This is a genomic window from Promicromonospora xylanilytica, assembly GCF_054782895.1.
Genome location: NZ_BAAGRP010000006.1, coordinates 1 through 21792 on the forward strand (window position 1 = coordinate 1; position 21792 = coordinate 21792).

Sequence of the window (21792 nt, forward strand, 5' to 3'; positions counted from 1 at the left end):
GCCCTGGAGACGGGGTGGGAGAGTAGGACGCCGCCGGACAACCATTCCCAGCAGGGGATGGAACCCGCGCACCCTTTCGGGTGTGTGGGTTCCATCCCCTGACTGCATTCCCAGGAACAATCCCCGGACAGCCTGCAGGCCCATCCCCGCCCACGACGACACAGCAGCCGCAGGGGTTCCGCCTTGTGAAATGCTGTTTCCGTCGGTCGGTAAGGTCCGACGTTCCGATGGGGAGGGTGACGTGGCAGAACCTGGCGTGCAGTCGGTCGAGCGAGCGCTCGATCTGCTCGAGATCCTGGCAGAGGTCGGCGGTGATGCCGGCCTGAGCGAGCTCTCGGAGCAGTCGGGGCTGCCCCTGCCGACCATTCACCGCCTGATGCGCACCCTGGTCGCCCGCGGGTACGCTCGCCGGCTTCCCTCCCGCCGGTATGCGCTCGGCGCGCGGATGATCCGCCTCGGTGAGTCGGCCGGCCGGCAGCTCGGAGCCGGCGCGCGACGTCATCTGGCCCGCGTGGCCAGAGACTTGGGGGAGACCGCGAACCTCGCGATGCTCGACGGCGACATGGCCGTATACGTGGCGCAGGCCGCGTCATCCCACTCGATGCGCATGTTCACAGAGGTCGGACGGCGGGTTCACCTGCACAGCACGGGCGTCGGCAAGGCCCTGCTCGGGGAGCTTCCCGACGCGTCCGTCCGCGACATCGCGGAACGAGCCGGACTGGCGCCCGCGACCGATCGGACCATCACAGACCTCGACGGGCTGCTCGCCGCGACGGCGGAGATCCGCGAGCGAGGTTACGCCGTCGACGACGGGGAGCAGGAGATCGGCGTGCGGTGCTTCGCCGTGGTCGTGCCGGGGACGCCGGTGCCCACGGCACTTTCCGTCTCGGGGCCGGCGGCACGCGTGTCCTACGAGTTCGGCGAACGCGCCGTGCCGGTACTTCACGAGGTCGCGCGCGACGTGGGGGCCGAGCTCTCCGGCGACTGAGGATCTGGGGCCTGGGTGCCGCGTTGACCCCGCGCCGTCGGGCACCTACTGTTTTCACTAGGAAGTATTTGGTTTCCGGATCGTGGAACTATGGCGTTCCGGACCGAACCATCGACCGAGGGAAGACACGTGGATACTCCGGACGGCCTGACCATCACTGGCGACATCGCACCGCGCGCCCAGGAGGTACTCACCCCGCGGGCGCTGACGCTGATCACCGCCCTGCACCGCGCGCTGGACGACCGCCGGCTCGAGCTCCTCGAGGCACGGCAGCGGCGTGTCGAGGACCTCGCGGCGGGCGGCACGCTGGACTTCCTGCCCGAGACGCGGCACATCCGCGAGGACCCGACGTGGCGGGTGGCGCCGCCGGCGCCCGGCATCGAGGACCGGCGGTGCGAGATCACCGGGCCGACGGACCGCAAGATGACCATCAACGCGCTGAACTCCGGGGCGAAGGCGTGGCTGGCGGACCACGAGGACGCGAACACGCCGCAGTGGAGCGCCGTCGTGGGCGGGCAGCTCAACCTGCTCGACGCGATCAACCGCACCATCGACTTCACGGGTGAGAACGGCAAGCACTACGCGCTGAAGCCGGACGAGGAGCTGGCCACGATCATCGTGCGCCCCCGCGGCTGGCACCTGCCGGAGAAGCACATCCAGGTCGACGGCCGGCCCGTGTCGGGCGGGCTGGTCGACTTCGCGCTCTACGTCGCGACCGCAGGCCTGCGCCAGATCGAGAAGGGGCAGGGCCCGTACTTCTACCTGCCCAAGATGGAGTCCTACCTCGAGGCGCGGCTCTGGAACGACGCGTTCGTGCTCGCCCAGGACTTCCTCGGCATCCCGCAGGGCACCATCCGTGCCACCGTGCTCATCGAGACGTACCCGGCGGCGTTCGAGATGGAAGAGATCTTGTACGAGCTGCGCGAGCACAGCTCCGGCCTGAACGCCGGTCGCTGGGACTTCATGTTCTCGGTGATCAAGTCGTTCAGGACGCGCGGCACCGAGTTCATGCTGCCCGACCGCAACGCCGTGACCATGACCGTGCCGTTCATGCGCGCGTACACCGAGCTGCTGGTCAAGACCTGCCACACCCGCGGCGCGCACGCGATCGGCGGCATGGCCGCGTTCATCCCCAGCCGCGACGAGGCGGTGAACGAGGCCGCCTTCGCGAAGGTCCGCGACGACAAGACCCGTGAGGCGACCGACGGGTTCGACGGTTCGTGGGTGGCGCACCCCGGCATGGTCGAGCTCTGCAAGGAGGTCTTCACCTCGGTGCTGGGCGACAAGCCGAACCAGATCGACCGGACGCGCGACGAGGTGCAGGTCACCGCGGCGCAGCTGCTCGACGTCGCCGGCACGCCGGGAGACGTCACGGAGGCGGGCCTGCGCAACAACATCTCCGTGGGCATCCAGTACCTCAAGGCCTGGCTCGGCGGACTCGGCGCCGTCGCGATCTTCAATCTCATGGAGGATGCGGCCACCGCCGAGATCTCCCGCTCCCAGGTGTGGCAGTGGCTGCACAACGACGTGACGCTCGCCGACACCGGGCACAAGGTCACGCGTGAGCTGATCGACCAGATCGTGGAGGAGGAGATCGCCAAGCTGCCGGGCGAGCCGGAGGACTACGAGGAGGCGAAGCAGACGTTCCTCGAGGTGGCGGTAGCGGACACCTACGCCGACTTCCTCACCCTCCCTGCCTACGCCCGCATGCCCTGACCGTAGCCGCGTTGAGTGCTGGATATTCGCCCTCCCAGGGGCTCTGGGAGGGCGAATATCCAGCACTCAACAGAGGTGAGGATCGCGACTAGGAGGGGGTGCCATGGGTGGGATCCGTAGCGGGTTGGACGTCGTTATCGGCGAGCTCGGTGGGCTGATCGGGAGCGAGCGGGTGATCACCGACCGGCAGCAGCGGCGTACCTACGAGTGCGACGGGCTGGCGGCGTACCGGGTGGTGCCGGGAGTCGTGGTCCTGGCGCGGGACGCCGCCGACGTCGCGACGACGGTCCGGGCCTGCGCCCGGCACGGCGTGCCGTTCGTGGCGCGTGGCTCGGGCACGGGGCTCTCGGGCGGTGCGCTGCCGCACTCCGAGGGCGTTCTCGTCGTCATGTCGCAGATGCGCGCGATCCGGGACGCCGACGTCGACAACCAGCGCGCCGTCGTCGACCCAGGGGTGATCAACCTGCACCTCACCGCCGCGACCAGCCCCGACGGGTACTACTTCGCCCCCGACCCGTCGAGCCAGTCCATCTGCTCGATAGGCGGTAACGTCGCCGAGAACTCCGGCGGCGCGCACTGCCTCAAGTACGGCTTCACCACCAACCACGTCACCGGCGTCGACCTGGTGACCCCCGGTGGCGAGCGGGTCGAGATCGGCGGCAAGGCACCGGACCCGCCCGGCTACGACCTGCTCGGGGCACTGGTCGGGAGCGAGGGCACCCTCGGCATCGTCACGGCGGCCACCGTGCGCCTGACCCGGCTGCCGCAGGAGGTCCGCACCCTGCTCGCCGCGTTCCGTTCCATGGACGACGCCGGGGCCGCCACCTCCGCGATCATCGCCGCGGGAGTGATCCCCGCCGCCATCGAGATGATGGACGCACTGGCGGTCGAGGCGGCGGAGGCCGCGGTGCAGTGCGAGTACCCGGCCGGGGCCGGCGCGGTGCTCGTGGTCGAGCTGGACGGGCCGGCGCCCGACGTCGCGGGTGAGTTCGACGACGTGGTGCGGCTGTGCGAGGAGGCCGGCTCGTTCGAGGTGCGCGTCGCGGCCGACGACGACGAGCGGGCTCTGATCTGGAAGGGCCGCAAGTCCGCGTTCGCCGCGGTGGGCCGGATCAGTCCCGACTACATCGTCCAGGACGGCGTGATCCCACGGACCGCGCTGCCGCTCGTGCTGCGCCAGATCGCCGCGCTCGGTGAGAGCGCCGGCGTACGGGTCGCGAACGTGTTCCACGCAGGCGACGGCAACCTGCACCCGCTCGTGCTGTTCGACGGCTCGGTCGAGGGCGCCGTCGACCGGGCCGAGGCGGTGGCCGGCGGCATCCTCGACCTGTGCCTCGAGCACGGCGGCTCCATCACAGGAGAGCACGGGGTCGGCGCCGACAAGGCCAAGCACATGCCGCGCATGTTCACCACCGACGACCTCGACACCATGCAGGCGGTGCGCTGCGCGTTCGACCCCGAGGGCATCGCCAACCCGGGCAAGGTGTTTCCCACGCCGCGGCTGTGCGGTGAGCAGCCGGGCCGGCACAAGGGCGCGCACCCGCTCACCGAGTCCGGTGTGACGGAGGTCTTCTGATGGCAGACCTGCAACGGCTCGAGGACGCGCTGGGGCAGCACGGTGGCACGGTCACGGAGGCGGGTCGCGGCGACGCCGTCGACGGGGTGCCCGCCGTCGCGGTCGCGCGCCCGACGTCGGCGGAGGGCGTGGCGGCCGTGCTCCGTGCGGCGACCGCCCAGGGGCTTGTCACCGTCGCGCGCGGCGCGGCGACCGCGCTGGACTGGGGTACACCGCCCGAGCGCGTCGACCTGATCCTGGACACCACCGGGCTCGACCGGCTCGTCGAGCACGGCGCGGGCGACCTCGTGGTGGTCGCGGAGGCAGGTCTGCCGGTCGCGGCGCTGTCCGAGACGGTGGGCGCCGCCGCGCAGGAGCTGGTGGTGGACCTGCCACCAGAGCGACTGGGCGGCGGGTCCACGGTGGGCGGCGCGCTGTCGACGGGCGCGTCCGGTCCCCGGCGCCTGCAGCGGGGCGGCATCCGCGACCTCGTGCTCGGAGCCACGGTGGTGCTCGCGGACGGCACCACGGCGTCGTCGGGCGGCAAGGTGGTCAAGAACGTCGCGGGGTACGACCTCGCCAAGCTCCTCACCGGGGCGTACGGCACCCTCGGGGTCGTGGTGCGGGTCGCGTTCCGGCTGCATCCGGCACGGCCCGACCGGGCGTTCGTCGTCGCGACGGGTCCCCTGGCCGACGTCGCCGCGCGGGCCCGCGACGTGGTCGCCTCCCAGCTCGCGCCCGCCGCCGTCGAGATCGACCGGCCGGCGGGGAGCGACGCAGCCCAGGTCGCCGTGCTGCTGGAGGGGACCGGGGGCGCCGTCGAGCAGCGGGCGACGGCCGCCGCCGCGCTGCTGGGCGGCCAGGTCCAGGGCGAGTCTCCCGAGTGGTGGGCCCGCCTGCCGGGCACCGGGGACCCGGGCTCGGCACGCGACGGCGAGACGTTCGCGAAGGCCACGGCGACGCTGACCGGTGTCGCGGACCTGCTCGTGGCGGCGCGCGAGGCCGAGCAGCGGCACGGTGTCGGCGTGGCGGTCCGCGGGACCGCCGCCGGGGTGCTGCATGCCGTGGTGACGGGTACGCCCGAGGCGACGGCGTCCGCCGTCGGGCATCTGCGCGGGGCCGCCCCCGGCCCGCGCGAGGGGACCGTGACCGTGCTGCGCGCCTCGCGGGAGGTGCGTGCGGCGCTCGACGTGTGGGGCCCCGTGGGCGGGCTCGACCTGATGCGCGCCGTCAAGCGGCAGCTCGATCCCGGGCGCAACCTCGCGCCCGGCCGATTCGTGGGAGGCATCTGATGACCGACGCCAAGCCGGACCTGCTGGGTGCCTTCGACGAGCATCACCCGCCCGCCCGTGAGCTGGTGGACGACTGCGTGCACTGCGGGTTCTGTCTGCCGGCCTGCCCCACGTACTCGCTGTGGGGCGAGGAGATGGACTCGCCGCGCGGGCGGATCTACCTCATGAAGGAGGGGCTCGAGGGCGAGCCGATGTCGCCGGCCCTGGTGCAGCACGTCGACGCGTGTCTCGGCTGCATGGCGTGCGTGACCGCGTGCCCGTCGGGGGTGCAGTACGACAAGCTGGTCGAGGCGACGCGGCAGCAGGTCGAGCGACGCGGCGCCGAGCACCGGACACGCGGGCAGCGGCTGCTGCGGTCGGTGATCTTCGCGCTGTTCCCCCGGCCGGAGCGGCTGCGGCTGGTGCGTCCAGTGCTCGCGCTGTACCAGCGCAGCGGGCTGTCCCGGCTGGTACGGCCGCTGCTCGCCCGGCTGTCCCCGACCCTGGCGACCATGGAGGCGATCGCGCCGCCGGTGGGGCCGCGGGTCACGGTACCCGCGCTCGTGCCCGCCTCCGGGCCGAGACGGATGACGGTCGGGATGCTGCTGGGCTGCGTGCAGCGGGAGTTCTACCCCGCCGTCAACGCGGCGACGGCACGGGTGCTCGCGGCCGAGGGGTGCGACGTCGTCGTGCCGCCGGACCAGGGATGCTGCGGGGCACTGTCCGTGCACGCGGGGCGGGAGACCGAGGGCCTCGACTACGCGCGGGCGCTCATCGACTCGTTCTCGGGGGCGGGCGTGGAACGGATCGTCGCCAACTCCGCCGGCTGCGGTTCCACGATGAAGGACTACGCGGACCTGCTGGCCGACGACCCCGAGTACGCGGAGCGCGCGGCGGAGTTCGCGACGAAGACCCGGGACGTCTCGGAGGTCCTGGCGGAGCTGGAACCCGTGGCGCCGCGGCACCCGCTGCCGATGACCGTCGCGTACCACGACGCCTGTCACCTGCGGCACGCACAGGGCGTCAAGGCGCAGCCGCGAGCCGTGCTCGCGACCATCCCGGGGCTGGTGGTCAAGGAGATCGCCGAGGGCGACATGTGCTGCGGATCGGCGGGCATCTACAACCTGACCAACCCGGAGCCCGCGCGGGAGCTGGGTGACCGGAAGGCAGCCAACGTCGCGGCGACCGGCGCCGAGCTGCTCGTGACGTCCAACCCCGGCTGCCTGCTGCAGATCACCGACGCGCTGGGACGGCAGGGACGTGAGATGCCGACGGCACACATGGTGCTGGTGCTGGACGCGTCGCTGCGCGGGGTCGGACCGGGGGAGCTGCTGAGCTGAAACTGGGTACTCCCGGCGGCCTGGGGTAACTGCTACGTTTGTCGGTCAGTGGAGTGATAGTTCCGACATGTGAAATATCGAGCGCACACCCTACCCGGCAACGTGGCCGGACCTGGAGTCACTATGGACAACCTCGGCGTCCTTGCCCTGCTCGCTCTCCTCCCCATCCTCGTCGTGGGAACCCTGCTGCTCGGGTTCCGCTGGCCCGCCCGCACGGCGATGCCCGTCGGCCTCGCGGTGGTCGTGGTCGTGGCGCTGTTCGCCTGGAAGATGTCGCTGGTCGCAGTCAGCGCGTCCATCGTGCAGGGACTGCTGATCGCGATCGGGCTGCTCTGGATCATCTTCGGCGCGCTGCTCATGCTGGAGACGCTCACCAAGAGCGGCGCCCTGCAGACGATCCGCGCCGGCTTCACGACGATCAGTCCCGACCGGCGGGTCCAGGTGATCATCGTGGCCTGGCTGTTCGGCTCGTTCATCGAGGGCGCCGCCGGGTTCGGCACGCCCGCCGCCGTCGTCGCGCCGCTGCTGCTCGCCCTCGGGTTCCCCGCGGCGGCTGCCGTCATGGCCGGCCTCATCATCCAGTCCACGCCGGTGAGCTTCGGCGCCGTCGGCACCCCGATGCTGACCGGGCTCGGGACGGGACTCGCGGACACCTCCGGCGCGCTGGCGCCCGAGGTGCAGGCACGGGCCGACGTGCTCGGGCTGGACCACCTCGGCTTCGTCGCGCACACCGCCACGCAGGTGGCCACCATCCACGCGATCGTCGGCATCCTGGTGCCGCTCATCCTGGTCACCCTCATGTGCGGGTTCTACGGCGAGAAGCGGTCGTTCCGCTCCGGTCTCGCCGTCGCGCCGTTCGCCGTCTACGCGGCGCTCGCGATGATCGTGCCCTACGTGAGCGTCGCGTACCTGCTCGGGCCGGAGTTCCCGGCGATGCTCGGTGGGTTCGTCGGGCTGGTGCTCGTGATGTTCACGTCCTCGAAGGGCTTCCTGATGCCCGCGGACGTGTGGGACTTTCCGCCGCGCGAGCGCTGGAGCGACCGCTGGATGGGGACCGTCGACCCCACCAGGGAGGCGGCCACCCTCACCCGCAAGATGTCGATGGTCCGGGCCTGGTCGCCGTACCTCATCGTGGCCGCGCTGCTGCTCGTCACCCGGAACATCCCGGCGATCAAGGAGTTCCTGACAGGGCCCGCGGTCCTGGAGGTGTCGAACATCTTCGGCACCGGGATCAACCAGAACATGGACCTGCTGTACTCGCCGGGCGCGATCTTCCTGCTCGCGTGCCTCGTCACCTACGTGCTGCACGGCATGAAGGGCGAGCAGATCAAGGCGTCGTGGAAGGTGGCGGCCGGACAGCTCGGTGGCGCGGCGTTCGCGCTGCTGTGCGCGGTGCCGCTGGTGCGGATCTTCATCAACTCCGGGCCCGACTTCAACGGGGCCGACCTCGCCTCGATGCCGGTCACCGTGGCCCAGGCGGCCGCCGACCTGGCCGGGCAGGGCTGGCCGATCGTGTCGCCGTTCATCGGCGCGCTCGGTGCGTTCGTCGCCGGCTCGAACACCGTGTCCAACATGATGTTCTCCCTGTTCCAGTTCAACACCGGGCTCGGTATCGGCGCTTCCTCCCCCGAGACGGTCGCCGCGCTGCAGGCAGTGGGCGGCGCTGCCGGCAACATGGTGGCGGTGCACAACGTGGTCGCCGCCGCCGCGACCGTGGGCCTGCTCGGTCGCGAGGGTGACCTGATCCGCAAGACGATCCTGCCGATGACCTACTACTGCCTCGCGGCGGGAGGCGTCGGCTACCTGTGGATCTTCGGGTTCGCGTTCAACGCCGGGATGGTGGTGCTGCTGGTCCTGGTGGCCGTACTGGTGTGGGTGGCGGTGTGGATGCTGAGAAAGTCCGACGCGTACAACCCGGAGGTCGTACGGGCGCGGGGCTGATGCGGCTGGGTCGGCTGGGCGGTTGGGCCGGTTGGTGAGTTCGGTCGGTTGGTGCGAGATCGGTCAGTTGACTGACCGATCTCGCACCAACCGACCGAACTCACGCTGACGAGTGTGCAGATGACCGAATCCAGGGCGCTCACCCGAGCACGTCACAGTCTTTCGACCCCAGGAGATGGCCACCCGCGTGGGAGAATGTGCGGGCATCTGTCATCGAAGGGAACACCGTGAACGAAACGCCCCGTGACCAGGGGAACGACCGCGAGGGCGACCGCCGCGGCGAGCGCAAGGGCGGCAGTCGCAACGAGGGCCGGGGGCCGCGTCGCGACGACCGTGGCGGAGAGCGCGGTGGTGACCGCGGACGCCGGTTCGACGGCGCCCGTGGCGGTGACAGCGCCCGGCGCGACGACCGCGGCTCCGACCGCGCGCGCCGGCCGTACGAGGAGCGGGGCGGCGACCGCGCGCGCCAGGACGACCGTGGCGCGGGTGACCGTGCGCCCCGCCGCAACGACGGCGACCGTCCTTACCGCTCCTCCGGGGACAGGGACAACCGTGGGGGCGCCTCGGGCTACCGGGGTGGCCGCGACGACCGCGGAGCACGCACCGACCGCCCGTACCGCGGGAACGACGGCGACCGCGCGCGCCGCCCGTACGAGGACCGGGACAACCGGGGAGGCGACCGTCCGGTGCGCCGCGCCGGCGACCGCCCCGTACGCCGGGAGCACGACCGTCCGCTGCGCCGGGACGACGACCGTCCCGCGCGGCGTGATGACGGCCCCCGCCGGAGCTTCGACCGTGATGACCGTCCGCGTCGTGACGACCGTGGGGAGCGTCCCGCGCGTCGGGAGGACGACCGTCCGCGTCGTTCGTTCGGTGATCGTGATGACCGTCCCCGTCGTTCGTTCGAGGACCGGGGGGTTGACCGTCCGCGTCGTGATGACCGTGGGGAGCGTCCCGCGCGTCGGGAGGACGACCGTCCGCGTCGTTCGTTCGGTGATCGTGATGACCGTCCGCGTCGTTCGTTCGAGGACCGGGGGACCGACCGTCCGGGTCGTGACGACCGAGCCGGAGACCGTCCCCGTCGTTCGTTCGGTGACCGCGACGACCGTGGCGCTCGCGACGGCCGCGGCCGGGACGACCGCGGCGGCCGCCCGCCCCGTGGGAACACCGGTGACCGCCCGGTGCGCCGTGACGACCGCCGTGACGATCGTGGTGGAGACCGTCCGCGTCGCTCGTTCAACGACCGCGCTGACCGCCCGGCACAGGGCGTTCGTGAGGCCCGCGAGGAGCGCGCGCCGCGTCCTCCCGAGCCGGAGATCGCCGAGGACGCCTCGTTCAGCCAGCTCGACCGTGAGGTGCGCTCGCGCTTGCGCGGCCTGAGCAAGGATCACGCCGAGTACGTCGGACTGCACCTCGTGATGGCGGGTCGGCTGCTCGACGTCGACCCGGAGCGTGCCTACGAGCACACCCAGGCCGCGGTGCGCGGCGCCGGCCGGATCGACATCGTACGCGAGGCAGCCGGCCTGGCCGCGTACCACACCAACCGGTTCGCCGAGGCGCTGCGCGAGCTGCGCACGGTCCGCCGACTGAACGGATCGTCCGAGCACCTGCCGATCATGGCGGACGCCGAGCGCGGCCTCGGCCGCCCTGAGCGCGCCCTGGCGCTCGCTGCGTCCGAGGAGGCCGCGTCGCTCGACGCGACCGGCCGCGTCGAGCTCGCGATCGTGGCGAGCGGCGCTCGCTCCGACCTGGGCGAGCACGACGCCGCCCTCGCCGTGCTCGACAAGGTCGCGGCGGAGGATGCCACGGGTGACCTCGGGCTGCGCGTCGTGCAGGCACGTGCCGTGGCGCTCGAGGCCGCCGGCCGGGCGGACGAGGCGGCGGCGCTGCTGGCTTCGGTCGACAGCAAGGCGCTCGAGCGTGCCATCGGCGCGGACGCACCTGGCGAGGACATCACGGTGTTCGACGTCGAGGAGGACGCGGCGCTCGCCGAGCAGGAGTACGTCGCCGACCATCCTGAGGAGTTCGCGAAGGAGACGTCCGACGACGAGGGCGACGAGCCGGAGGAGTCGACGGACGAGACCGGGTCGGACGAGTCGGTCGACGAGCCCGACAGCGACGAGAAGGACGGCGCCGAGCCGGTTGAGGAGGGCGAGGACGCGTCGGCCGACTCGGCTGGTTCCTCGGATTCTGGAGATTCGGCGGATTCGGCTGACTCTGCTGACTCCGCGGATTCCGCCGACTCGGCTGACTCCGCGGATTCGGCTGACTCCGCGGACGAGCCCGAGGAGCTCGAGACAGACTCCGTCACCGCGTCGACCGAGTCGACCGAGGACACGGACACGGACGCGGCAGGTGCAGACGCCCCGGACACCGAGAGGTCCGAGGACGCTGACGCCGCGCCCGAGGTGGGTGCTACGGGGAGTGAGCCGGCGCCGGAGGGCGACCGGGCCGACGTCGGGCAGGAGAAGGCGTGACGGCGAGCGCCGGCCTGCTGGCGAGCGAGACTCCGCTCGCCGAGGCGTTCGACCTCGCGCTCGTCGACCTGGACGGTGTGGCGTACCGGGGGCATCTGCCGATCGGGTACGCGTCGGAGAGCCTGGCCGCCGCGCGGGCGGCCGGGTTGCGCCTGCTCTTCGTGACGAACAACGCGTCGCGCGAGCCGGAGGATGTCGCCGGCCAGCTCACCGGCCTGGAGATCCCGACGGACGCGGACGAGGTCATGACGGCGGCGCAGGCATGTGCCGCGCTGCTCACCACGCGGCTGGAGCCCGGTGCGACGGTGCTGGTCGTGGGCGGCAAGGGTCTCGTGACGGCGGTGCGGTCGGCCGGTTTCACGGTGGTGGAGTCGGCGGAGGACAAGCCGGACGCCGTCGCGCAGGGATATGCGCCGGAGGTGGGCTGGTCGCAGCTCGCCGAGGCGGCATACGCCGTCGGCGGTGGTGCGTGGCACGTGGCGAGCAACCTGGACCTGTCGCTCCCGACGGCGCGAGGGTTCGCGCCGGGAAACGGTGCCCTGGTGGGCGCAGTGGTGTCGGCGACGGGGGTCACCCCGGACAGTGCCGGTAAGCCGTCGCCGACCATGTACCGGCTCGCGGTCGAGCGGGCCGGGGCGAGCAGGCCGCTGGTGATCGGCGACCGGCTCGACACGGACCTCGCGGGTGCGCGGGCGGGCGGGTACCCGGGGCTGCACGTCCTGACGGGTGTCTCGACGGCGCGTGACGCGGTGCTCGCGGTGCCGGCTGAACGTCCGTCGTTCCTGGGCGCTGACCTGCGCGCGCTGCTCGAACCGCATCCGGTGCCGGTCCGCGCGGACGGCTGGTACGTGTGCGGTGGTGCGGCGGCCCAGGTGTCGGACGGCGGGCTGCGGCTCGACGGGACGGGCATCGACCTGGCTCGCGCCGCGTGCGCTGCGGCGTGGGCTGCCGTCGATGCGGGTGCTGTCCTCGATGCCGCGTCGGTGCCTGAGCTGTCCGTGTGACCTGGCTGTGCCGCTGGTCCTCTGTGCTGCCGGCCGGCTGTGCTGCTGGCCGGCTGTGCTGCCCCGTCTGACCCAGCTCTGGCAGCGCCGACTGCAGACTTGGTCGCGCCCATGCTCGGCGAGTGCAGAGTTGGTTGCGGGTAGCGCTCCTGTATCCGCGACCAACTCTGCACCCGCTGAATCGAGAGGCGACCAAGTCTGCAGTCGGCGGGAGGCGGGTCGGCGGTCATTGGTCGACGGCCACTGTGCTGAGGGCGCCACTCGATCCCAGCGCGATCCCCAGGCGGGGACCTGGTCGCCACCTACAGAACCTGGCCGATTTCTCCCAGGTTCTGTCGGCGGCGACGGGTACGGTGTGGAGCAGCAGGCAGCAGGCAGCAGGCAGCAGGCAGCAGGCTCGGGGGACCGGGCGACGGCCCGACCCGCACGGACGAGCACAGTACGGACGAGCACAGTGGAGCGTTGACGGACGATGGACGAGTTCTACGAGACCGAGGGACCTTCGAGCGGCCCGGCTGACGCCGACACAGGCGCCGACACAAGCGCCGACACAGGCGCCGACGCCGGCGTCCGGCGTGCCCTCGACGCGCTCGACGGGCTCGACGACCTGCCCCCTGCCGAGCACGTCGCCCGGTTCGAGGCCGTGCACGACACGTTGCGGGCACACCTGAGCGGTGACGCCTGACGGTGGCGACCATGACAGGGAGCACGCGGGTGGACGCGGAGCTGGTCCGCCGTGGGCTGGCTCGTTCCCGGCGGCACGCGGCTGAGCTCGTCGGGTCCGGCAGGGTGATGGTCGCCGGCCGGGTGGTGGTCAAGCCGTCGTCGGCCGTGATCGACGGCGCCGACGTGTCGGTGCGGCCGGGGCACGACCCGGAGCACGAGTTCGCGTCCCGCGCCGCCCTGAAGCTGGCCGGCGCGCTCGACGCGCTGGCCCGGGTGCCGGGTGGGCCGCGGGTCGATGGCGCGTTCTGCGCCGACCTTGGCGCGTCCACCGGCGGCTTCACCGACGTGCTGCTGCGCAGGGGAGCCGCCCACGTGGTCGCCGTCGACGTGGGGCACGACCAGCTCTTCCCGGCGCTGCGCAGGGACGACCGGGTGACGGTCGTCGAGGGTTTCAACGTCCGCGACCTGACGCCGGGCGATCTGTCCCGGCCGCCGGACCTCGTCGTCGCCGACCTCTCGTTCATCTCGCTCACCGTGGTGCTGCCGGCCGTGGCCGGGGTGTTGCGGCAGGGGGCGCAGGCGCTGCTGATGGTCAAGCCGCAGTTCGAGGTGGGGCGGGAGCGGCTGGGCAGCGGCGGTGTGGTGCGCGACCCCGCGTTGCACGCCGAGGCGGTGCGCACGGTCGCGGGCGCGGCGGAACACGCGGGTCTTCGGGTTCGTGCGGTGGTGCCGAGCCCGCTGCCCGGCCCGAGCGGGAACCGGGAGTTCTTTCTCTGGCTGACGCCCGAGGCGGGCGACGGGGTCCCGGGCCGGAGCGGCGCAGAGGACCACGAACGTTCCGTGGGCATCGCCGTCGACACCGCGGTGGCCTGGCTCCCGGAACAGGCGGAGCCCGGCGAGCGGCCGGGCCACCCGCCGGAGCCGCCGGCCGTCGTCGTGCGGGAGCAGCCGGGCGCCGCGCAGGGCACTGAGCAGACTGACGAGCTGAAGGAGCAGGAGTCGTGACCAGGCGCGTCTTGATCGTGACCCATGGTGGACGGCCGCGTGCGGTCGCGGCGCTCGCGGAGGCCCTGCGCGAGCTGAAGGAGGCCGGCTTCGAGTACACGCTGCACGACGACGCGCTGGCCGAGGAGTTCGGCGACCACATGGCGGCCAACCGGGTCCGCGAGGGCGTGCACCGGGCCGAGGCCGTGATGGTGCTCGGGGGCGACGGCACCATCCTGCGTGCGGCGGAGCTGACCCGTGGCACCGACGTGCCGCTGCTCGGTGTGAACCTCGGCCACGTGGGCTTCCTCGCGGAGTCGGAGCGGGAGGACCTGCGCGCCGCCGTCCAGCGGCTCGCCGCCCGTGACTACGAGGTCGAGGAGCGCGCGACGGTCGAGGTGATGGTGCACCTGCCCGGCACCGCCGAGCCCGTGGTGGGCTGGGCGCTGAACGAGGCCACCGTCGAGAAGGCCACGCGGGACCGCATGCTCGAGGTGGCGATCGGGGTGGACGGCCGCCCGCTGCTGTCGTTCGGCTGCGACGGCGTGGTGATGTCCACGGCCACCGGGTCGACCGCACACGCCTTCTCGGGCGGTGGGCCCGTGATCTGGCCCGACGTCGACGCGGTGCTCATGGTGCCGCTGTCGGCGCACGCGCTGTTCTCGCGGCCGCTCGTGATCGGCCCGCGGTCGCGGTACACGGTCGACGTGCTGCCGCAGTCGACGGTCGAGGGAGTGCTGACGTGTGACGGCCGGCGGGAGATCCGTCTGCCGCGCGGTTCTCGCGTCGTGGTGCGTCAGGGGGGTACGGTGCGGCTCGCACGCCTGTCCAACGCACCGTTCACCGACCGCCTCGTGTCCAAGTTCAACCTGCCGGTGTCGGGCTGGCGGGACCGTGTCGGGTCGGGGCACGCGACCGGGCAGGATGTACGTTCGGACCCAGCCGACACCACGCCAGAGAACTAGCACACACCAAGAAACTGAGGGAGTCAGGTGCTCGAGGAGATCGCTATCGAGAACCTGGGCGTCATCCGCTCGGCCCGGGTACCCCTGTCCGACGGCCTGACCGTCATCACGGGTGAGACCGGCGCGGGCAAGACGATGGTGCTCACGGGGCTCAACCTGCTCATGGGCGCCAAGGCGGACCCGCAGTCGGTGCGCCCTGGTGCGTCGTCGGCGGCGGTCGAGGGCCGGGTGCGCGTCTCGGGGCGTGACACTGTGCTCGGCCGTGTCTCCGACGCGGGCGGTGAGGTGGAGGACGACGACACCGTCGTGATCCTGCGCACCATCGCCGACGGCAGGTCCCGTGCCCACCTGGGTGGCCGCGCCGTGCCGCAGGGCGTGCTCGCGGAGATCGCCGAGGACCTGTTCACCGTGCACGGCCAGTCCGACCAGCTCCGGCTGCGGACGTCGGCCAAGCAGCGCGACGCCCTCGACACCTTCGTCGGCCCGGACCACCAGCGGGTGCTGGCCGGCTACCGGACCGCGTGGACCGAGCGCGGCGGCCTGCTGGCCGAGATCGCCGACCTGGAGGCGCGCGGCGCCGAGCGGGCGCGCGAGGTCGAGCTGCTCCGTATCGGCCTGGAGGAGATCGAGCGGGTCGACCCGCAGTCCGGCGAGGACGCGGAGCTCCAGGCCCTGATCGAGCGCCTGTCCAACGCGGAGGGGCTGCGTACCGCGGCCACCGAGGCGCACGAGGCGGTGGCGGGCGAGGACGCGGACGGCGCCCGCGAGAACGCCATAGCGCTCGTGGAGCGGGCGCGCCGCGCCCTGGACTCCGCAGCGCACTCCGACGCGGAGCTCGGCGCGCTCGCCACCCGGTTCGCCGAGGTGGGCTACCTGCTCTCCGACGTCGCCACCGACGTCGCCGCGTACGTCGACGACCTGCAGGCGGACCCGGCGGGCCTGGAGACGGCGCACAACCGCATGGCCGAGCTGAACGCGCTGACCCGTTCCTACGGCGAGACCATCGACGACGTGCTGCAGTGGGCCAGCGATGCCGGCCTGCGCCTGCTCGACCTGGACGACGGCGGCGACCGCCTCACCTCGATGCGCGACCGGGTGACGGAGCTGGACGGCGAGCTGGCCCGGCTGGCCGAGATCCTCACCGCCGAGCGCACCCGTGGTGCCGCCCAGCTCGCCGAGGCCGTGACCGGCGAGCTGCACGGTCTCGCGATGGGCGGCGCCCACCTCGTGGTCCAGGTGGAGCCGCTCGACCAGCCCGGGCCGTTCGGCGCGGACCAGGTGACCTTCCTGCTGGTGCCGCACCCCGGCGCGCCCGAGCGGCCGCTCGGCAAGGGCGCGTCCGGCGGTGAGCTCTCGCGCGTGATGCTCGCGCTCGAGGTCGCCCTGGCCACCTCGGGCGGCGCGGCGGCGGCACGCACGGCGGACACGCCTCGCAGCACGTTCGTGTTCGACGAGGTCGACGCCGGCGTGGGCGGGCGGGCCGCCGTCGAGGTGGGGCGCCGGCTGGCGCAGCTGGGCCGCAGCACCCAGGTCGTCGTCGTGACCCACCTGGCGCAGGTCGCGGCGTTCGCCGACGCGCACCTCGTGGTCACCAAGAGCTCCGACGGCGAGGCGGGTTCGGCCGACCCTGACGACGGGATGATCACCGTCACGGGTGTGCGCGAGGTCACCGCGGACGCCAGGGTCAGGGAGCTGGCGCGCATGCTTTCCGGCCAGGACGACTCGGAGACCGCGCGTACCCACGCGCTGGAGCTCCTGGAGTCGTCGGTCGTGGGACGATAGAGCGGATGAAGCTGATCTCCCGACCCGAGAAGCGCGCCGACAAGGGCGCAGCGAAGAGTGCCCCCGACCAGGGAACGGCCCTTCCGCAGGCCACTGTGCACGGACCTGCCCGGATCGGAGCGCGGACCAAGGAGCTCACGTCCCGGCTCGACCCGGGCGACGTCGCCGTGATCGACCACGTCGACATCGACCGTGTCGCGGCCGACGCACTGGTCTCCGCCGGGCCTGTCGCGGTGCTGAACGCCGCCCGGTCCACCTCGGGCAGGTACCCCAACTCGGGCCCGGACATCCTGGTCGACGCCGGGATCGTCCTGGTGGACGACCTCGGCCCGGCCGTGATGGCGATCGACGAGCGGGCCGACGTACAGATCGCGGGCGGCGAGATCGTCGTCGACGGCACGGTCGTGGCGACCGGCACCTACCAGACGCCGCAGACCGTGGCCGCCGACCAGGCGGCCGCGCGCGAGGGCCTGTCGGCCGAGATCGAGCGCTTCGCCGAGAACACCATGACGTACCTGCGCCGCGAGCGGGACCTCCTGCTCGACGGCGTGGGCGTGCCCGACATCAGCACCTCCATCGAGGGCCGCCACGTGCTGATCGTGGTGCGCGGCTACCACTACCGGGAGGACCTGGCGCTGCTGCGGTCCTACATCCGGGAGAACCGCCCGGTCCTGATCGGCGTGGACGGCGGTGCCGACGCGATCATCGACGCCGGCTGGCAGCCCGACATGATCGTCGGTGACATGGACTCCGTGTCCGACCGGGCGCTGGCCTGTGGCGCGGAGATCGTGGTCCACGCCTACCGCGACGGCAAGGCACCCGGGCTGGAGCGCGTCAAGGCGCTCGGCGTCGACCCGGTCGTCTTCCCCGCCACCGGCACCAGCGAGGACATCACCATGCTGCTGGCCGACGACAAGGGCGCCGAGCTCATCGTCGCCGTCGGCACGCACGCGACGCTCGTCGAGTTCCTCGACAAGGGGCGCGCCGGCATGGCCTCCACCTTCCTTACCCGGCTGCGGGTCGGTGGCAAGCTCGTGGACGCCAAGGGCGTCTCCCGGCTCTACCGCACGCGGATCTCGAACACCCAGCTCACGCTGCTGTCGGGGGCGGGGGTCGCCGCGGTGCTCGCGGCACTGGCCTCGACCTCGGCCGGCCAGACCTTCTTCGGGCTGATCGGGGCACGATTCGACGACGTCGTGTCCTGGATCACCCACCTCTTCGGCGGCTGACCGGCCCGGAGCACGCTCCCGGACCAGCCAGCCGCCCCGACCTGATGCCGGGCTCTACCGCCCGGAACATGCTTAAGGACTCCTCCGTACCGTGATCGACTTTCGATACCACCTCGTCTCGCTCATCTCCGTCTTCCTCGCTCTCTCCGTCGGCATCATCCTCGGTGCCGGGCCGCTGCAGGGGGCGATCGGGGAGACCCTGACGGAACAGGTGGACGCGCTGCGCGCCGAGCGCACCGACCTGCGCACCGAGCTGGACGCCACGCAGACCGCCCTCGACGGCGACGAGCGCTTCATCGAGGGGGCGGGCACGCAGCTCGTCACCGGCTCCCTCGAGGGCAACCGCGTCGCGGTGGTGCAGCTCGGCGAGGTCTCGCAGGACGTCCATGACGGCGTGCTGAACCAGATCGACACGGCGGGCGCCACGGTGGTGTCCAAGTCGGTGCTCACGGAGGCCTGGACGGACGCGGAGGAGGAGTCGTCCCGCGAGACCCTCGCCGAGGGCCTGCGCGCCAACCTCGGGGCGGCGGCACCGGAGGGCGACGACCCGAGCGCCGTGCTCGGCGCCGCGCTGGCCGTGGCTCTGACCGGCAACGACGGCGGCGCCGACCGCAGCTCGCAGGCCACCGACCTCGAGACGCAGCTCGAACGGTTCGGACTGGTCGAGCCGGGCGACGAGCAGGCGGAGGCGGCGCAGGCGCTCGTCCTGCTGGTCGGATCGGTCGGCCAGCCGCAGGAGACGGCCGACGGCGCCACCCAGGAGGCGGAACCGGGCACCGAGGACGTGTGGGTCGCCGTCACGCGGGCAGCACAGGAGATCTCCGGTGCCGCGGTCCTCGCCGGGCCGACCACCGACCCGGGCGACGTCGTGCAGGCGGTACGGGACGACGAGGAGATCGCCGCCGAGGTCAGCACGGTGAGCGGCATCGACCGGCTCGTCGGCCGGATCAACGTGCCGCTGGCCGTCGCGGCGCGCCTGGGCGGCGTGGTCGGGCAGTACGGCCTGGAGGACGACGCGACGGCGGTCCTGCCGCCCGCCCCCTGACGCCAGGCGGCCACAACCACAGAGAACTCGACGAACCGACACAGACCGAGGGGTACTCATGGGTGCAGGCAGGTTCATCGCCGCTGGCATCGTCGCAGGCGCCGTGACGGCGTTCGCACGCCGCAAGCTGGACGAGAAGGTCGCGGAGGGCGGCCTCGGCGGCTCCGCCCTGTGGACGCGGACCAACCACCGCGGCGAACCGATCAGTCTGCTCGAGGGCCCGGCGGTCACCGCCGGCCTGGTGGCAGGCGCCGCCGTCAGCGGCGGCACGGCCCCCGGGGCCACGGCGTTCGCGACGGCCGCGGCCGGCGGCTTCGGCCTCGTCGACGACCTCGCCGAGGACACCTCCGTGCGCACCAAGGGCCTGCGGGGCCATCTCGGTGCGCTCCGGGAGGGACGGCTGACCACCGGCGGGCTCAAGGTGCTCGGCATCTCCGGCTCCGCGCTCGTCGCCGCCGCCGCGGGCACACCCCGCACGGGCAGCGCGTTCGGGCACCTGGTCGACGTCGGGCTCAACGGCGCCCTCATCGGGGGCACCGCGAACCTGATCAACCTCTTCGACCTGCGCCCGGGCCGGGCGCTGAAGGCCGGCACGGCAGTGAGCGTCCCGCTCCTGCTGGGCGGCGCAGGCGGCGCCACCGGCGCGGTGGTCGGCGCTGCCGCCGCGGCCGCCCCTGGCGACCTGGGGGAGAAGGACATGCTGGGCGACGGCGGCGCCAACGCGCTCGGCGCCCTGGTCGGCAGCCAGATCGCGTTCGGCACACCCCGTGCGGTGCGGTGGGCGGCGCTCGCGGGCGTCGTCGGGCTCATGCTCGCCTCGGAGAAGGTCAGCTTCTCGAAGGTCATCGCGGGCAACGAGTGGCTGAACAAGGTCGACATGCTCGGCCGGCGGCCGGCCGTCGAGCACGCAGGACGCCCGGACGAGGCCCCGGCGGGCCCGACCAGCAGCGCGGGCCCCACCAGCGGCGTCGACCCGATCAGCGGTACGGGTCCGACCAGCGGACCCGTGGCGTCCCCGGGAGCGTGAGCCGCTTCAGAACCCTGGCGGGCGCCGCGCTGCTCGTCACGGTCGTCACGCTCGCCAGCCGCATCGTCGGCTTCGGCCGCTGGCTCGGACAGGGCGCATGGCTCGGGTCCGACGGCGTCGGGACGGTCTTCAACTCCGCCAACCAGCTGCCCAACCTGCTCTTCGAGGTGGCGGCGGGCGGCGCGCTCGCGGGCGCCGTCGTGCCGCTGCTGGCCGGGCCGCTGAGCCGGGCAGCGTTCACCGCCGACGGCACGGCCGCCTCGAAGGAGCAGGCGTCGCGGATCGCCTCGGCGCTGCTCGGCTGGACGCTGGTGGTGCTGGTGCCGCTGGCCGGGCTCATGGCGCTCCTGGCGCGCCCGATCATCAGCCTGACCGGGTTGACCGACCCGGTGCACGTGGACGTCGCCACGGGCTTCCTGCGGGTCTTCGCGGTGCAGGTGCCGCTGTACGGCCTCGCCGTCGTGCTGGGCGGCATCCTCCAGGCGCACAAGCGGTTCTTCTGGCCGGCGTTCGCGCCGCTCGTCTCCAGCCTCGTCGTGATCGTGGTCTACGGGGTCTTCGGCGCGCTGGCGCACGGCGACCAGCAGGACGTCGCGGCGCTGTCGGAGCGGGCCCTGGGCTGGCTGGCCTGGGGCACCACGATCGGCGTCCTGTTCCTCGCCCTGCCGCTCGTCGTGCCCGTGTGGCGCACCGGGCTGCGCCTGCGCCCCACGCTCCGCTTCCCCTCGGGGGAGGGCCCGCGGGCCGCGCGCCTGGCGTTCGCGGGCGTCGGCGCCCTGGTCGTCCAGCAGCTGTCGATCTTCCTGACGCTGCGTGCGGCCAACGCCGCGGGCGGCGACGGCACGCTGTCGGTCTACCTGTACGCGCAGCAGGTCTACCTCCTGCCGTACGCCGTGCTGGCGTTCCCCATCGCGACCAGCGCGTTCCCGCACTTCGCCGAGCACGCGTCGGCCGGCCGGCTCCGCGAGCTGCGCGCTCTGGTGGCGCGCACGACGCGCAGCCTGCTGCTCGTGACGGCCGCCGGCGTCGCCGCGCTGATGGCCGCGGCGCCCTTCGTCGAGGGGGTCTTCGACGTCATCGTGCGGGGCGACGCCCCCGGCATGGGTACGGGACTGATCTGGCTGGCCCCCGGGCTGATCGGCTTCGCGCTGATCCTGCACCTGTCCCGGGCGCTGTACGCCGTCGACCACGGGCGGGCCGCCGTCATCGCCACGGCGAGCGGCTGGGGCGTGTCCGCGCTCGGCGCGGCCCTCGTGCCGCTGCTGTTCGCAGGCCGGTCGCCGAGCCCCGGCTGCACGGTGCCGTCCTGCGCCCAGTACGCGCTGCGGACCGACGTCATGGCGGTCCTCGGCGCCGTCGGCACGGCAGGGATGGTCGTGGCAGGGCTGGGGCTGCTCCTGGCTGTGCGCAGGCACCTGGGGCCCGACGCGCTGAGGGGCGTCTGGCGGGCGCTCGGGGTGCTCGTCGTGGCCGTGGGCGCAGGGACCGCCGTCGGCTGGCTGGTGCCCCGGTGGCTCGCGCCGGGGCGGTTCTCCTTCGGCTGGTCGCCGTCCGCGCCGCACCCGGAGGTACCGCCCGGCGGTGGCGCCTTCGCCGTCGAGCTGGGTGTCGGCCTGGCCGTCGGGCTGCTGGCAGCGGCCGTCACGCTCGTGATCGCCGCGCTGCTCGACCCCGGCCTGCGAGCCGCCGTCGGACCGCGGCTCGGCGCACTGCGGAGGAAGTTCTCCAGGAAGGCCTGACTGAGCGAGCGAGGAACGCGCGGCGGGGGCAGACTCGATCGGAACAAACCGACAATCCGCGAG

At 72.8% G+C, this 21792-nt stretch carries 17 protein-coding genes; 16 read left to right on the forward strand and 1 reads right to left on the reverse strand.

The annotated features are described in order from the left end of the window. The first annotated feature begins 190 nt into the window (after positions 1-190). The 6 genes from ACYVK7_RS07155 (at position 191) to ACYVK7_RS07180 (ending at position 8811) form a co-directional block, all read left to right on the forward strand. Positions 191-988 carry an IclR family transcriptional regulator gene (locus tag ACYVK7_RS07155; RefSeq protein WP_460886996.1) on the forward strand — a complete coding sequence of 266 codons (798 nt, stop codon included), beginning with the start codon at positions 191-193 and terminating at the stop codon, positions 986-988. A 90-nt stretch (positions 989-1078) separates the two neighbouring features. Then, positions 1079-2704 (forward strand): malate synthase A, encoded by a 1626-nt coding sequence (aceB, locus tag ACYVK7_RS07160; RefSeq protein ID WP_460886997.1) that lies wholly within the window; start codon positions 1079-1081, stop codon positions 2702-2704. Positions 2705-2807: 103 nt separating this feature from the next. Then, positions 2808-4280 (forward strand): FAD-linked oxidase C-terminal domain-containing protein, encoded by a 1473-nt coding sequence (locus ACYVK7_RS07165; RefSeq protein WP_460886998.1) that lies wholly within the window; start codon positions 2808-2810, stop codon positions 4278-4280. After that, on the forward strand, positions 4280-5551 hold the full coding sequence (locus ACYVK7_RS07170; protein ID WP_460886999.1) for an FAD-binding oxidoreductase: 1272 nt from the start codon (positions 4280-4282) through the stop codon (positions 5549-5551). Before ACYVK7_RS07165 ends, ACYVK7_RS07170 begins: the two co-directional genes overlap by 1 nt. After that, entirely contained in the window at positions 5551-6870 is a 1320-nt protein-coding gene (gene glcF / locus ACYVK7_RS07175) for a glycolate oxidase subunit GlcF (protein ID WP_460887000.1), read from the forward strand. Before ACYVK7_RS07170 ends, glcF begins: the two co-directional genes overlap by 1 nt. A gap of 123 nt (positions 6871-6993) precedes the next feature. Then, positions 6994-8811 (forward strand): L-lactate permease, encoded by a 1818-nt coding sequence (locus ACYVK7_RS07180; protein ID WP_460887001.1) that lies wholly within the window; start codon positions 6994-6996, stop codon positions 8809-8811. Positions 8812-8963: 152 nt separating this feature from the next. On the opposite strand, the gene ACYVK7_RS07185 is transcribed toward ACYVK7_RS07180, so the two are convergent. Next, positions 8964-10223, reverse strand: a complete 1260-nt coding sequence (locus tag ACYVK7_RS07185; protein WP_460887002.1) for a hypothetical protein — start codon at positions 10221-10223, stop codon at positions 8964-8966. Here ACYVK7_RS07185 and ACYVK7_RS07190 point away from each other — a divergent pair. The 10 genes from ACYVK7_RS07190 (at position 10179) to murJ (ending at position 21729) form a co-directional block, all read left to right on the forward strand. After that, the gene (locus ACYVK7_RS07190) at positions 10179-11288 is read left to right on the forward strand and encodes a hypothetical protein (protein ID WP_460887003.1); all 1110 of its coding nucleotides are present in this window, start codon (positions 10179-10181) and stop codon (positions 11286-11288) included. The genes ACYVK7_RS07185 and ACYVK7_RS07190 overlap by 45 nt on opposite strands. After that, the gene (locus ACYVK7_RS07195) at positions 11285-12292 is read left to right on the forward strand and encodes an HAD hydrolase-like protein (RefSeq protein WP_460887004.1); all 1008 of its coding nucleotides are present in this window, start codon (positions 11285-11287) and stop codon (positions 12290-12292) included. Before ACYVK7_RS07190 ends, ACYVK7_RS07195 begins: the two co-directional genes overlap by 4 nt. Positions 12293-12764: 472 nt before the next feature. Beyond that, positions 12765-12977, forward strand: a complete 213-nt coding sequence (locus ACYVK7_RS07200; RefSeq protein ID WP_460887005.1) for a hypothetical protein — start codon at positions 12765-12767, stop codon at positions 12975-12977. A gap of 11 nt (positions 12978-12988) precedes the next feature. Beyond that, positions 12989-13963, forward strand: a complete 975-nt coding sequence (locus ACYVK7_RS07205) for a TlyA family RNA methyltransferase (protein WP_460887006.1) — start codon at positions 12989-12991, stop codon at positions 13961-13963. Beyond that, positions 13960-14907: an NAD kinase gene (locus ACYVK7_RS07210; protein ID WP_460887007.1), complete on the forward strand. Its 948-nt coding sequence runs from the start codon at positions 13960-13962 to the stop codon at positions 14905-14907. Before ACYVK7_RS07205 ends, ACYVK7_RS07210 begins: the two co-directional genes overlap by 4 nt. A 27-nt stretch (positions 14908-14934) precedes the next feature. Continuing rightward, on the forward strand, positions 14935-16689 hold the full coding sequence (gene recN, locus ACYVK7_RS07215) for a DNA repair protein RecN (protein ID WP_460887008.1): 1755 nt from the start codon (positions 14935-14937) through the stop codon (positions 16687-16689). A 5-nt stretch (positions 16690-16694) separates the two neighbouring features. Next, entirely contained in the window at positions 16695-17918 is a 1224-nt protein-coding gene (gene steA / locus ACYVK7_RS07220; protein WP_460887009.1) for a putative cytokinetic ring protein SteA, read from the forward strand. Between the two features lie 91 nt (positions 17919-18009). Then, positions 18010-18963 (forward strand): copper transporter, encoded by a 954-nt coding sequence (locus ACYVK7_RS07225; RefSeq protein ID WP_460887010.1) that lies wholly within the window; start codon positions 18010-18012, stop codon positions 18961-18963. Between the two features lie 58 nt (positions 18964-19021). Beyond that, a complete protein-coding gene (locus ACYVK7_RS07230) occupies positions 19022-19990 on the forward strand; it encodes a hypothetical protein (RefSeq protein WP_460887011.1) in 969 nt (322 codons plus the stop codon). Continuing rightward, on the forward strand, positions 19987-21729 hold the full coding sequence (murJ, locus tag ACYVK7_RS07235; protein ID WP_460887012.1) for a murein biosynthesis integral membrane protein MurJ: 1743 nt from the start codon (positions 19987-19989) through the stop codon (positions 21727-21729). Before ACYVK7_RS07230 ends, murJ begins: the two co-directional genes overlap by 4 nt. The last annotated feature ends 63 nt before the right edge of the window (positions 21730-21792 follow it).